We start from the raw sequence: 12,443 nt of genomic DNA, 5'->3' as shown, positions 1-12,443 counted from the left end.
ATAATCAAGGGATGGAAGCTGAACAACTAAATACTATTTCGAATACCTTGTCCGATCTGCTCACCCGTGAGCAAGCTCTTCGGGGGTATCTTTGACTTCGAAGTAAAGTCACGTCGTCTTACCGAAGTTAACTCCATTCTGGAAGATCCCACCATTTGGGATGATCAAAAGAAAGCACAAGCACTGGGCAAAGAAAAGAAATTGCTTGATGGCGTAGTGGCGACTCTTACCGATCTCAATACCAATATTACTAGCGCGCTTGAACTGTTTGATATGGCCAAAGAGGAAAGCGATTTTGAAACAATCGGCGCTATTGAGAAAGATGTTGAGAGCTATAGCAAGACTATCGGTGATCTAGAGTTCCGCCGCATGTTCCACAACGAGATGGATTCATGTAATTGCTTTATCGATATTCAAGCTGGAGCTGGTGGTACTGAAGCCTGTGATTGGGCTAGCATGCTCTATCGTCAATACCTCAAGTATTGCGAGCGTAAGGGTTACAAAACAGAAATTCTCGAAGAGTCTGATGGTGATGTTGCAGGCATTAAGAGTGCGACGATTAAAGTCGATGGTGAATACGCATACGGACATCTTCGCTCTGAAACTGGCGTGCATCGTTTGGTGCGCAAATCCCCCTTTGACTCCTCTAACGGTCGTCATACTTCGTTTGCCTCTATCTACGTGTATCCAGAGATTGATGACTCGATTGAGATCGACGTTAACCCTGCCGATATCCGCACTGACACCTACCGCGCCTCTGGTGCGGGTGGTCAGCACATTAATAAAACAGACTCAGCCGTCCGCTTAACCCACATACCAACGGGAATTGTGGTGCAGTGTCAGAACGACCGTAGTCAGCATCGCAATCGCGCTGAAGCGATGAGCATGCTGAAGTCTCGCCTCTACGAACATGAGATGCAAAAGCGCCGTGCCGAACAAGATAAGTTAGAAGCCAGCAAGACCGATGTGGGTTGGGGACATCAAATCCGCTCCTACGTCCTTGACCAAAGCCGCATTAAAGACTTACGCACTAACGTCGAAATCTCCAACACTCAAAAAGTATTAGATGGCGATCTCGATGCCTTTATTGAAGCCAGCCTAAAACAAGGCGTGTAATAACTAACACCCATTACTGCACCACTATAGATATGAACGATAAAACCCATTTAGATACTGCCCCAGCTACTGAAGTAGTTGATGAAAATCACATCATTGCGGAGCGTCGTGAAAAACTGGCCAAGCTACGTGCTGGTGGTGTTGCATTTCCGAATGACTTTGTTCCTACTCATTTAGCGGCTGATTTACATGCTCATTACGACAGTCTGGCTAAAGAAGAATTAGCCGCCAAGAAAGTTCATGTCAAAGTAGCCGGACGCATGGTTCTCAAACGCGTGATGGGTAAAGCCAGCTTTGCCACCATTCAAGATCGCAGTGGACAGATTCAGTTCTACATCAATGATGAGCTCAGCGGTGCCGACATTCATGGTGCTTTCAAGCATTGGGATATGGGAGACTTTATCTCTGCTGAAGGCAATCTCTTTAAGACCAATAAAGGTGAATTGTCTGTTGAGTGCAGCAACTTACGCTTACTCAGTAAATCACTGCGTCCGCTGCCTGATAAGTTTCACGGCCTCTCAGACCTAGAGACTAAATACCGCCAGCGCTATGTAGACCTCATTGTGAACCCAGAAAGTCGCAATACATTTAAAGCACGTAGTAATGCAATCGCATCTTTACGTCGCCATATGTTAGATGCCGACTTCATGGAAGTAGAGACACCAATGCTCCACCCTATCCCTGGTGGTGCAGCAGCGAAGCCCTTCATTACTCACCACAATGCACTCGACATGCAAATGTTCTTGCGTATTGCTCCAGAGCTTTACCTCAAGCGTTTGGTAGTCGGAGGCTTTGAGCGTGTCTTTGAAATCAACCGCAACTTCCGTAACGAAGGCGTAAGCCCACGTCATAACCCTGAATTCACCATGATGGAATTCTATGCGGCATATACAGACTATCGCTGGTTAATGGACTTCACAGAAGGCTTAATTCGTGCAGCAGCAATAGATGCCCAAGGCACTGCTGTACTAACTCACCAAGGTCGCGAACTTGATCTGAGCAAACCATTCCAACGCCTAACTATTACTGAGGCCATCCTCAAATACTGTGGCCAGTCAGGCAAAGACTATGATGCATCTCAGTTGGATGACATCAACTTCATTCGCGCTGAATTGAAAAAAGGTGGTGAGAACCCAGACGCCCCAACCCTCAAGAATGCAGGTATCGGCGCACTTCAACTTGCTTTATTTGAATTAGTTGCTGAGGAACATCTTTGGGAGCCAACTTACATCATTGATTACCCAATTGAAGTCAGCCCACTCGCCAGAGAATCCGATACCCGCCCAGGCATCACTGAACGCTTCGAACTCTTTATTACCGGCCGTGAAATTGCCAATGGCTTCTCTGAGTTAAATGATGCTGAAGATCAAGCGAACCGCTTCCGTAAGCAAGTAGAACAAAAAGAAGCTGGTGATGAAGAAGCCATGTACTTTGACCATGACTTCATCCGCGCCCTCGAGTACGGCATGCCTCCAACTGGTGGTTGTGGTATTGGCATCGATCGTTTAGTTATGCTACTGACGGATGCACCTAATATTCGCGATGTGATTCTATTTCCGCACTTGCGGCGCGAAGAAGAATAAATTCTTCAGCAAAGAAAAAGAGAGGCAACTACCTCTCTTTTTTTAACTTCTTTTTTACTGCCATACAAGCAATCACTTAATTGCCATAGACCTCAACGCCGCCTTTAATGGTTTTAAGGACCTGTATATTCTTAATATCATCTGGCGCAACCTTTAAGGGGTTTTGATCAAGAATTACTAAATCAGCCAGCTTTCCTGGTGCTAGCGATCCCTTGCTGAGCTCCTCCTTATATTGATAGGCTGCATTGCGAGTAAAGCCCTGTAGAGCCAAATACGGAGTAATCCGCTGTTCAGGCCCCAACACTGCACCAGAGAATGTCTTACGGTTCACGGCACTCCAAACTGAAAAGAGCACATTCGGGCCGGACGAAGGAGTGTCATTATGCAGAGCAAGTGTTATGCCTTTTGCATTAGCGCTATTCGCAGGGCTTAAATTAGCCGCTCTTTCACCGCCTAAGACCTTGTTATAAACATCGCCATACAACCAGGTATCGTTTGGCATCATCACTGCCATAATATTTTTCTTCTTGTAGTCATCTAACTGATCATCGCGTGCAAAAAACGAATGTGCAATCACGGTACGACGATCTTCTGTAATACCAGTCTCCGCAATCGTTTTACTTAAAGCAGCTAGAGTCATATCAATGCCAGCATCACCATTGCTATATCCAAAGTATTGAATATTTTTCTCGTAAGCCATCTTGGTGTACTTATCAAACAAGGCTTGTGGGTAGTAGGCAAAGCCACGCCAATCTTTTGGAAAGCCTGTGGTATCAAGATAGGGCTTGGTAAAGTAGGCCAAACGCAGTTGCGGCGCTCCATCCGTTGGCACCTGAATTCCGGCAACTTTAAATCCTCCATCTCCGTGGCTATAAACGCCAAACTGGGTATTTGGATTAGAAGCCAACATTTGATCGACGATATCGAAAGTTGGTAAAGCAATTAAATCGATAGTGACAATTTTTCTATCGATAGCTAAGCGCATATTGTGCATATCCGCAATACTGGCTTCGTAACTTTGTGCCGTTGTAAAACCATTGGAGACATAGATCTTCTCAGCTTTGCGGTAAGTTTCAAACGTCAGCTCTTGTGAATACTTACCAACCGCTTTAGCAACCGCCTCCAAATAAGGCATGCCAATCAATTCACCTGTGAGTTGACCAGTTTTAGGGTCCACCGGAATAAACCCAGATACAGCTTTAGTGGCTTTTGTAATTCCTAACTTCTTTAGGCCAGCAGAATTCACCATGCCAGTCAGCGTAGAGATATTCTCCAGCAACACCGCTTGGTTTGGAAATGCTACATCAAGATCCGCGATTGTTAATCCACCATCAGAAAGCATTGCTTCAGCGTAACCTGTACCAACAATCCAACCATTAAATACTTTCGCCTCTGAACGCAGCCTGTTAATTAACTGGGCTCTAGTCTGCGGAGGATTTCTAGAGAAGTAGGCAAGATTGACGCCGAGCGTATCTTGGGCAATTAATGCAAAGTGGCCCCAAGTATCAATAAAGCCAGGTAATAGGGTGTGCCCTTTCAAATCTTGTAGAGCGGCATTAGATCCAGCCTGAGTCAATGCTTCGCGCATGTCGCCGGTGAAGGCAATCTTGTTGTCTTTGACAACAAGGGCTTCAACATACTTAGGGGTATCGCCCTCCATCGTGAGGATATCGCCGTTGAAGTACACGGTGGGCGCAGTAACATTAGCGGTGGAAGCTAATGAAAATGTAGCTAAAAAGAGAGCAAGAAACTTATAAGTATTTTTCATAAGCTCTTTATAAACCATTTAGACTAAAGAGCCTACTAAAAGCAATACTGAGTGAGCGACTTAGGTAGGCAAACCTTTTTCATCAAACACGCCTTCAAATAATGCTGAGCTTAAGTAACGCTCCGCGGTATCGGGCAGAACAACCACGATGGTTTTTCCTTCGTATTCAGGCCTCTTGGCCAAACGAACCGCAACTGCAGCTGCGGCACCACAAGAGATGCCTACCAAGATACCCTCCTCTTTGGCGATGCGACGGGCAAATTCAATGGCTTCCTCGTTGCTGACTTGCTCAACTTTATCGACCACTGATAAATCCAGGTTGTCCGGAATAAAGCCTGCGCCAATACCCTGAATCTTATGAGGGGCTGGTTTAATTTCTTCACCATTGAGTTTTTGTGTAATGACTGGACTTGAGGTGGGTTCAACCGCGACTACCTCAATATTCTTTTTCTTAGTGTTCTTGATGTAACGAGCGACACCGGAGATTGTTCCGCCAGTTCCAACACCCGCTACAAACACATCAATCTTGCCATCAGTATCTTCCCAGATTTCTGGGCCAGTGGTCTTTTCATGAATCGCTGGATTCGAGGGATTACTAAATTGCTGTAGTAAGACGTATTTGGGGTCTGACTCTGCAATCTCTTTAGCCTTAGCAACCGCGCCATTCATGCCTTTAGGACCTTCGGTCAGGACAATCTTGGCACCCAAAGCCGTAAGCAACTTGCGGCGCTCAATACTCATGGTCTCCGGCATGGTCAATGTCAAAGGGATGCCGCGAGATGCCGCTACAAAAGCCAAAGCAATGCCAGTATTGCCGCTAGTTGGCTCAACCAACTCTTTACCAGGCCCCAAAATACCTTGTTCTTGCGCATCATTAATCATGGCCACACCGATACGACACTTCACCGAATAAGCCGGATTGCGACCCTCAATTTTGGCAAGCACAGTTGCTTTAGCACCATCGGTTACGCGATTTAAACGAACTAACGGCGTCTTGCCAATGGTTTGGGAGTTATCGGTAAAGTAAGTCATCAGGATTCCTTGTTACAAAAAATGAGCTTGATAGAGATCTTAAGAGTTAAAACAATACTTGTAAAAGAAGGCATAGTTATTAGTTAAGCACTAATAATTCTATTGAATATTAAGCTCGTGACTTCTTAAAGAAGGTGATTAGCAAAACCAGCAGCAATATCGCGAACCAAACCAAAGACCACTCTGGAACTTGCAGACCAAGAATTGCCGGGAGCTTTGCAGAGCACAATCCATCGGCCTTAAATAGCCAAGGCAGCTTATTAGCCACCTGCAACTGGTTGATCCATAGCTCCAAGGGATCTATTCCACAAGATTCGGCAGGGTGAGATAAAAGCCATACATGATGGCCAGCTACCGCCACACCATACCCCGCAGCAAGCATGGCTAAGCCATGAAATAACTTTCTCAATATTGGAATGCCGGCTGCTAATAGGCATGAAATAGCGACCCCAAGATAGCCAATCCTCTGCAAAACACATAAAGGGCAGGGCAAAAAATTGACATTTTTGTATCCAACCTGCTGCAAAATGACAGCAAATATCACCAAGCTCAAACTAAAAATAGACAGGAATAGGTACTGAGTTCTTTTCATTACTAGATGATAGTCAATGAGCTACTGAACATCTTTAAACTAGCGCTTTATTACTAAAAGTCTGATCTATATCACTACTGAGTCCTATTTTTGGGGGTTTAACCTCAAATTAGAGCCTCAAGAATGGGATAATTATCCTTTTGCTATCTACCAATTCATACGCATTTATGGCCGCATACAATACCGAAACCGTTCTCACCGTTCACCATTGGAACGACACCCTCTTTAGCTTTACGACCACCCGCAATAAAGGCCTGCGCTTTAGAAGCGGCCACTTCTTGATGATTGGTCTAGAGGTTGAAGGCAAACCTTTGGTGCGTGCCTATAGCGTTGCCAGCCCGAACTATGAAGAGCATTTAGAATTTTTGAGTATTAAAGTTCAAGATGGTCCATTGACATCACGACTACAAAAGATTCAAGTTGGAGATCCAATCCTAGTAAGCGAAAAGTCTGTTGGTACTTTGGTATTGGATGATCTAAATCCAGGAAAACATCTCTACCTATTTAGTACCGGCACCGGCTTAGCTCCGTTTATGAGCATCATTCGCGATCCAGAAACATACGAAAAGTTTGAGAAGGTTGTTCTCATTCACGGTGTTCGTCTAGTCAGTGAATTAGCTTATGCTGATTACATCCGCGACGAACTCACTAAAGATGAATTCTTGGGTGAACTCATTCGTGAAAAACTGATCTACTACCCAACAGTGACACGCGAAGCATTCAAACACACTGGTCGCCTAACGACTGCAATTGAATCTGGCCAACTCTTTAAAGATATTGGCCTTCCGCCACTCGATCCAGCAGTGGATCGCGCCATGATTTGCGGCAGCCCATCCATGCTCAAAGAAACTTCCGAGATGCTGGATGCCAAGGGGTTCAAGGTTTCCCCAAGCCTTGGCCAGATGGGTGACTACGTCTATGAACGTGCTTTCGTAGAGAAGTAATCAACTCACTTCTATATATCTATAAGTAATTTAGATATCGCCATATATTCCTTGTGGATATATAGACCCCTTGGTACATTGTCTATAACGAGATATTTACCAAGGAACTGAGATGTCCCCCATACGCGAACACTACAACCCAATTATTACTAGCCTCCTAAGAGAGCATGATCGCCTATCCCATGACCAAATTGAAGAGCGCAAAAGTTTTCAAAGGCGCATTCTCTTTTTAATGACCACAATTAAAATGGAAGAGTTTTCTAACTCTTTTGCCTAATACATCATTAACATTCAACGCTCAACAGGAATGAATCCATCCTTATTGGGCATTTTTACCAAAGGCAAAGTCTTAGCATCCATCACCGCATCTTTTGCAATGATCTTATTGAGATAAAGAATATAAGCGGTAGCTGCATACACTTGGTCGTCGGTCAAAGATTGTGGCGCTTGATGTGGCATCGCTCTTTTGACATAGTCAAAGATAGTGGTTGAATAAGGCCAAAAACTTCCCACAGTCTTTACAGGCTTATCCGTATTCAATGCGCCACCACCCACAAGACGATTAGCCGGCCCACCCTGCCCTTGATCTCCATGACAAGATGCGCACTGTTGCTGATACAACTTTTCTCCAATAATTGCAGTGCCTGAGCCAGGGGGCAAACCTGATCCACTTGGATCAATATCGATATCCCATGCCCGAATTTGATTTTCAGAAATTGGCCTACCAAGACCTAGCGGGCCAGCCACATGATTGCCACTGACACAACCAAGCACTATGCCAATAGAGATCAAAGAAAGGCTCAGCTTAATAAATTTATTAGCGGCCATTAGTAACCTCTCCATTGGCAGCAACACGCCAGGGTTGTATGGCGTTATTGTGATAAAAAGTATTCGCACTCTTAGCCGCGATAACAGCATCCATCGAAGGCTGCACCTCACCGCTTGAATCTATTGCCCTACTCATTAATGTTGCTGGGGCACCATCCCATACCCAAGGAAAACGGAACCGCACCAGAGATTTATCCATCACCGGCTCCTGCAATACTGCCTCTCTCCACGAATTACCGCCATCCGTTGAAACCTCAACACGTCGAATTTTTCCATTACCAGACCATGCAAAACCGGAGATTTCATAAAAACCTTTAGATTTCAGCTTCATCATCCCTGAGGGTTGTGTAATGACAGACTTAACCTCCATTGCAAAAGTAAATTGCAGCGCCTTACCATCTGCTCGCAAATCGGTATAAGCGGCAGTTTCTTCACGGGTTTGCCAAGGCTCAGTCCCAAATTTAATTCTGCGTAGCCACTTAATACTCATATTGCCTTCATATCCAGGCAAAAATAATCTCAAAGGATAGCCCTGCTCTGCGCGTAACATCTCACCATTTTGAGCGTAGACTAATAAGGCATCGTCCATCATCTTATTTATTGGAATGCTGCGAGTCATCGCTGCGCCATCGGCACCTTCAGCCAATGCCCACTTAGCCCCAGATTGCACACCACACTCTTGCAAAATTGTAGATAAACGAACACCAGTCCACTCGCAGCAAGACACCAATCCATGAATTTGCTGAACTGTTTGATTGCTACCCTTTTTGAGCTCGGCCGCACTGTTGCCAGAGCACTCAAGAAAATAGACTCTGGACTCAGATGGAAACCGAAGAATATCATCCATGGAGAAGATCATTGGACGATCGACCATTCCATGAACTACGAGCTTATGGAGGTCGGGATTAATATCTGGAACTCCTGCATGGTGGCGCTCAAAGACCAAGCCATTAGGGGTAATAATTCCATGCAGACTCTGCAAAGGGGTTCTTGAGCCAGTTAGGAAGGTTGGCGCTGGCGAAGGAAGAAGTCGCACCACATTCTTTTCATATTTAGATGGCAAACCATAAGGGGGGTTAACAAAAGTAGATCCTTGGGTTTTAGTCCAAGGATCTACTTCTAAAAAACCAGCCTCTTGATTTTGAGCGGAAGCAGAAGAGGCGCTTATTACGCCACCCACACTAGCACCTGCCACAACGGATGATTTTAAGAATTGACGGCGATTAGAAAATACATCCCTTTTAGACATAAATGCTTTGCCTCCGTTATACGCACTGATTAGCTTATATTTTTTTAAAGCATACAGCCAATGCATAAAGAAATGCTATTTCTTTTCAGCCTAGGATGCATACAAGATAAATACGAGTCCAAAAATAGCAATAAATAGGGTTTCAATTACCAACATTAATACCGGCTGCCAACCTAGCTTTGCCAGCTCTTGGAAATTGGTTTTCAATCCAGCGGCCGCAATTGCTATGACTAACATCCAGCGTGATACTCCGCCAATTTGATGGGTGATAGTAGCCGGCAATATTTGCATTGAGGCCACAATAGAAAGCGATACAAAACCCAATAAAAATGTTGGAATTAATCGTAGGCTACTCCAACCTAACTTATTGGTAGATTTTTGAGCGCCAAAGAAAATAGAAATCACTAAAACTACTGGGAGCAATAGAGCCACTCTAAATAACTTAACTACAGTTGCCACATCGCCCGCCTCAGGACCAAAAAGCATCCCCGCAGCAACTACCTGAGCCACATCATGAATGGTAGCGCCCAAAAAGATCCCCGCTGAAAGCGCCCCAACATTGAGCATCTGTAATGCAAAAGGATATATCACCATCGCAATCGTCGACAACACAGTGACGCCAACTACAACTAGCAAAGTAAATTGCTCATTTTCTTTTGACTTTGGTAACACCGAGGCAACTGCAAGAGCAGCAGAAGCGCCACATATGCCAACCGACCCACCCGCTATCAATCCAAAATCTGGGGATAGTTTCAAAAGTTTAGCGAGCAAAAATCCAAGGAAAACAGTTAATACAACGGCCACAATCACCATAAAACCGGTATTCAGTCCTATCGCACTAATATCAGCAAAGGTAATTCGGATGCCTAAAAATGCAACTCCCAAACGCAAAATAGTCTTTGCGCAGAAGTCAATGCCTGGCTTCACGGTCTCATTTAAATAAAGAAAATGAAGTGAAAGGCCCAATAACAACGCATATAAAAGTTGTGGCCCACCATAGTTTTCCGAGAGAAAGCTGGTGGACATAGCTATCACCAAACAGACCATTAACCCTGGTAAATTGCGCTTACTTGCGTTGTACATAAGTGCTAGACCACTAATTCGCTAAAGTATTCATGGTGTTCGGTATTCAGTGTGGAGACACGCCACTCTAAGGGCTCATCCTGAATTCCTAACGCAATCCTTCTGATAATTAAAACTGGTGAGTCTGGCTTGATATCAAGCCACTCAGCATGCTGCTTGCTTGCAAGCCCCGCTCTTAAACGTTCGCTACTACGAACTACGGTCTGTCCATATTTCATTTGATACAGCTGATAGATACTTCCCTCACGATTGATGTAATCAGCCCGTGTGAGTTTCTGAAAGCGTTTCTTATCAAGTGTGATCTGGTCAATCATCACACATTTATTTTCTAAGTAAAGGCAATTGACTAGACGCCATACTGCTGCACCTTCCTTAATTGCAAGCTTACTAGCCTCTTCTTTATTTGCAACAGCACTCGTTAAAGAAACAAGATCAACCCTGGGGTGACTCTTTTTATCGGCATTATGTTTTACAACGTGGAAAAAGTAATACAACAAACGCTTGAGATCATGCTCAGCAACATAGGTACCCCTGCCTTGACGACGAACCACAATACCTTCAGCAACTAACTCGTCCACCGCTTTACGCAGGGTTCCTATAGATACATCTAGTTCTTTCGATAGATCCTTTTCAGCAGGCAAGGCCTGCCCCATAGGGTATCGACCCCTGACCAGATCCTCGGTGATCTTTTGCTTTACCTCTTGATAAGCGGTCAGGGACTTCATACTTTAATACTTATGCTGATTCGTATAAACGAGTTAATACGAATTCACGGTGCCCGAGAATCTCGGAAGCAGTTAATTCACCATCAGCCGTACGTACCAGGCACTCTAATAGTTTATTACCAGCATCATCCATATTCTCTTCACGACGCAAGAGTCCAGACACATCAACGTCAATGTGCTCACCCATCGTACGAACTGTTTTCGGATTAGCGCAAATCTTAATCACGGGAAGAATTGCATTACCGATCACGTTGCCCTGCCCTGTTGGGAAGAAGTGAGCAGCAAATCCAGCGGCAGCACACAAGGTCACCATTTCAGCAGCAGCTGATGAGGAATCCATAAAGTGCAAACCCGGGATCTTAGGCTCTTCACCCTTATCTAGGACGCTATCAACGATACATTTCTTACCGATCTTCTGAATATTGCCCAAGGCTTTTTCTTCAATCGTAGTCAATCCACCGGCAATATTGCCTTTAGTTGGCTGTGAGTCAGATAAGTCGCTTGTTTTATGACGCTCAATAACATCCTGATAACGATCAAACATTTCGCGGAACTTTTTCTTTACTTCTGGAGTGCGGCAACGTGCTTCAACCAAATGCTCGCCACCTGTTAACTCTGTAGTCTCACCGAAAACCAAGGTAGAACCAATGCCATAGAGCTTGTCAAATGCATCACCAACGGTTGGGTTAGCACCGCAACCAGATGTTGTATCAGACTCACCGCACTTGGTAGATACCCATAATTCAGATAAAGGTGCTTTAACCCGCTTTTGCTTAGAGGCATGCTTCATCATTTTGTATGCAGCTTTGCTAGCAGAAGCAATCGTAGCTGTATCGCCATTACCCTCAATCCAGAAACCTTCAACTGGCTTACCGGAAGCTTTAATGCCATCCACTACAATTTTTGTCCATTGCGGTTCAATACCGATTACCACTACAGCGGCTACGTTTGGATTAGAACCCGTACCAATCAAGGTGCGAAAGTGTAGATCCAAGTCGGCACCAAACTGCAGGCGTCCATATGAGTGAGGAATAGCCTGAGTTCCTTTGATGTTGTTTGCCACAGCTTCGCAAGCTGCATTGGACAAATCATCTAAAGGCAAAACTAATACGTGATTACGAATTCCCATGCGGCCATTTTCACGGCGGTAACCCATGAAGCTCGCGTCTTTCAAATTAATCATCTTGTTTTCTTTCTAAATGAATGGGTGAATAAGAGTCTGGATTACCAGCGCTTAGTTTTTACGTTTTGGACATGAAGGTGCTCGCCTTTTTTAATGGGAGCTACAACCTTGCCGATGTCCACGCCATACTTCATCACCGTATCGCCTGACTTAAATTCATTTAATGAGATTTTGTGACCGATTGGAATATCACTCTCAGATTTCATATTGAGCGTTAAATCTCCGTCCATCACCCAACCAATTAAATCATCTCCAGCTTTAACGCCTTCAACAACTACTACACCTACGCCATCTCCTGGCTCATGCACGACAAAATGGATCATTACTTTCTCCTCTTTAA

The 12,443-nt window shown here is 44.7% G+C and carries 13 protein-coding genes; 4 read left to right on the top strand and 9 right to left on the bottom strand.

Annotated features, from left to right (window positions below):
• The first annotated feature begins 11 nt into the window (after positions 1–11).
• Together prfB and lysS are read left to right on the top strand one after the other, a co-directional pair.
• Positions 12–1,116 (top strand): peptide chain release factor 2 gene (gene prfB, locus C2755_RS02755; protein WP_215321673.1). Its coding sequence is split into 2 segments (ribosomal slippage): positions 12–83 and positions 85–1,116, totalling 1,104 coding nucleotides; the frame shifts between segments, so codons are not numbered across the junction.
• A 32-nt stretch (positions 1,117–1,148) separates the two neighbouring features.
• On the top strand, positions 1,149–2,699 hold the full coding sequence (gene lysS, locus C2755_RS02750; protein ID WP_215321672.1) for a lysine--tRNA ligase: 1,551 nt from the start codon (positions 1,149–1,151) through the stop codon (positions 2,697–2,699).
• Between the two features lie 76 nt (positions 2,700–2,775).
• Here the strand turns inward: lysS and C2755_RS02745 are convergent, their stop codons facing one another.
• The 3 genes from C2755_RS02745 to C2755_RS02735 all read right to left on the bottom strand — a co-directional run bounded on the left by C2755_RS02745 (position 2,776) and on the right by C2755_RS02735 (position 6,091).
• The gene (locus C2755_RS02745) at positions 2,776–4,467 is read right to left on the bottom strand and encodes an amidohydrolase (RefSeq protein ID WP_215321671.1); all 1,692 of its coding nucleotides are present in this window, start codon (positions 4,465–4,467) and stop codon (positions 2,776–2,778) included.
• A gap of 60 nt (positions 4,468–4,527) precedes the next feature.
• Positions 4,528–5,499 carry a cysteine synthase A gene (gene cysK, locus C2755_RS02740; protein WP_215321670.1) on the bottom strand — a complete coding sequence of 324 codons (972 nt, stop codon included), beginning with the start codon at positions 5,497–5,499 and terminating at the stop codon, positions 4,528–4,530.
• Between the two features lie 109 nt (positions 5,500–5,608).
• The gene (locus C2755_RS02735) at positions 5,609–6,091 is read right to left on the bottom strand and encodes a disulfide bond formation protein B (protein WP_215321669.1); all 483 of its coding nucleotides are present in this window, start codon (positions 6,089–6,091) and stop codon (positions 5,609–5,611) included.
• 167 nt (positions 6,092–6,258) lie between these two features.
• Between C2755_RS02735 and C2755_RS02730 the strand changes: the two genes are divergently transcribed.
• Both C2755_RS02730 and C2755_RS02725 read left to right on the top strand, forming a co-directional pair.
• Positions 6,259–7,035: a ferredoxin--NADP reductase gene (locus C2755_RS02730; protein ID WP_215321668.1), complete on the top strand. Its 777-nt coding sequence runs from the start codon at positions 6,259–6,261 to the stop codon at positions 7,033–7,035.
• A 112-nt stretch (positions 7,036–7,147) separates the two neighbouring features.
• Positions 7,148–7,312 (top strand): hypothetical protein, encoded by a 165-nt coding sequence (locus tag C2755_RS02725; protein WP_215321667.1) that lies wholly within the window; start codon positions 7,148–7,150, stop codon positions 7,310–7,312.
• A 14-nt stretch (positions 7,313–7,326) separates the two neighbouring features.
• Here the strand turns inward: C2755_RS02725 and C2755_RS02720 are convergent, their stop codons facing one another.
• From C2755_RS02720 to C2755_RS02695, 6 genes are all read right to left on the bottom strand, one after another.
• Complete coding sequence (locus C2755_RS02720; protein WP_215321666.1) at positions 7,327–7,863, bottom strand: c-type cytochrome; 537 nt, start codon at positions 7,861–7,863, stop codon at positions 7,327–7,329.
• Entirely contained in the window at positions 7,853–9,112 is a 1,260-nt protein-coding gene (gene soxC / locus C2755_RS02715; RefSeq protein ID WP_215321665.1) for a sulfite dehydrogenase, read from the bottom strand. The genes C2755_RS02720 and soxC overlap by 11 nt, the downstream gene beginning before the upstream one ends.
• 90 nt (positions 9,113–9,202) lie before the next feature.
• Complete coding sequence (locus tag C2755_RS02710) at positions 9,203–10,159, bottom strand: YeiH family protein (RefSeq protein WP_215322269.1); 957 nt, start codon at positions 10,157–10,159, stop codon at positions 9,203–9,205.
• A gap of 41 nt (positions 10,160–10,200) precedes the next feature.
• The gene (locus C2755_RS02705; protein ID WP_215321664.1) at positions 10,201–10,920 is read right to left on the bottom strand and encodes a GntR family transcriptional regulator; all 720 of its coding nucleotides are present in this window, start codon (positions 10,918–10,920) and stop codon (positions 10,201–10,203) included.
• Between the two features lie 10 nt (positions 10,921–10,930).
• The gene (locus tag C2755_RS02700; protein ID WP_305849381.1) at positions 10,931–12,103 is read right to left on the bottom strand and encodes a UxaA family hydrolase; all 1,173 of its coding nucleotides are present in this window, start codon (positions 12,101–12,103) and stop codon (positions 10,931–10,933) included.
• A 41-nt stretch (positions 12,104–12,144) separates the two neighbouring features.
• A complete protein-coding gene (locus C2755_RS02695; protein WP_215321663.1) occupies positions 12,145–12,426 on the bottom strand; it encodes a flagellar biosynthesis protein FlgA in 282 nt (93 codons plus the stop codon).
• Positions 12,427–12,443: the final 17 nt, after the last annotated feature.

This window comes from Polynucleobacter sp. MWH-S4W17, from assembly GCF_018687535.1.
Taxonomy (GTDB): domain Bacteria; phylum Pseudomonadota; class Gammaproteobacteria; order Burkholderiales; family Burkholderiaceae; genus Polynucleobacter.
Note: the sequence above shows the minus strand (reverse complement) of the source record. Positions and strands in the feature narration are given on the sequence as shown.

What these genes read in the sequence shown, in the direction of transcription:
- C2755_RS02695 (WP_215321663.1), bottom strand. Translation starts at nt 12,426, where the DNA reads ATGATCCATTTTGTCGTGCATGAGCCAGGAGATGGCGTAGGTGTAGTA.
- C2755_RS02735 (WP_215321669.1), bottom strand. Translation starts at nt 6,091, where the DNA reads ATGAAAAGAACTCAGTACCTATTCCTGTCTATTTTTAGTTTGAGCTTG.
- C2755_RS02700 (WP_305849381.1), bottom strand. Translation starts at nt 12,103, where the DNA reads ATGATTAATTTGAAAGACGCGAGCTTCATGGGTTACCGCCGTGAAAAT.
- C2755_RS02730 (WP_215321668.1), top strand. Translation starts at nt 6,259, where the DNA reads ATGGCCGCATACAATACCGAAACCGTTCTCACCGTTCACCATTGGAAC.
- C2755_RS02745 (WP_215321671.1), bottom strand. Translation starts at nt 4,467, where the DNA reads ATGAAAAATACTTATAAGTTTCTTGCTCTCTTTTTAGCTACATTTTCA.
- C2755_RS02725 (WP_215321667.1), top strand. Translation starts at nt 7,148, where the DNA reads ATGTCCCCCATACGCGAACACTACAACCCAATTATTACTAGCCTCCTA.
- cysK (WP_215321670.1), bottom strand. Translation starts at nt 5,499, where the DNA reads ATGACTTACTTTACCGATAACTCCCAAACCATTGGCAAGACGCCGTTA.
- C2755_RS02710 (WP_215322269.1), bottom strand. Translation starts at nt 10,159, where the DNA reads ATGGTCTGTTTGGTGATAGCTATGTCCACCAGCTTTCTCTCGGAAAAC.
- lysS (WP_215321672.1), top strand. Translation starts at nt 1,149, where the DNA reads ATGAACGATAAAACCCATTTAGATACTGCCCCAGCTACTGAAGTAGTT.
- C2755_RS02705 (WP_215321664.1), bottom strand. Translation starts at nt 10,920, where the DNA reads ATGAAGTCCCTGACCGCTTATCAAGAGGTAAAGCAAAAGATCACCGAG.
- soxC (WP_215321665.1), bottom strand. Translation starts at nt 9,112, where the DNA reads ATGTCTAAAAGGGATGTATTTTCTAATCGCCGTCAATTCTTAAAATCA.
- C2755_RS02720 (WP_215321666.1), bottom strand. Translation starts at nt 7,863, where the DNA reads ATGGCCGCTAATAAATTTATTAAGCTGAGCCTTTCTTTGATCTCTATT.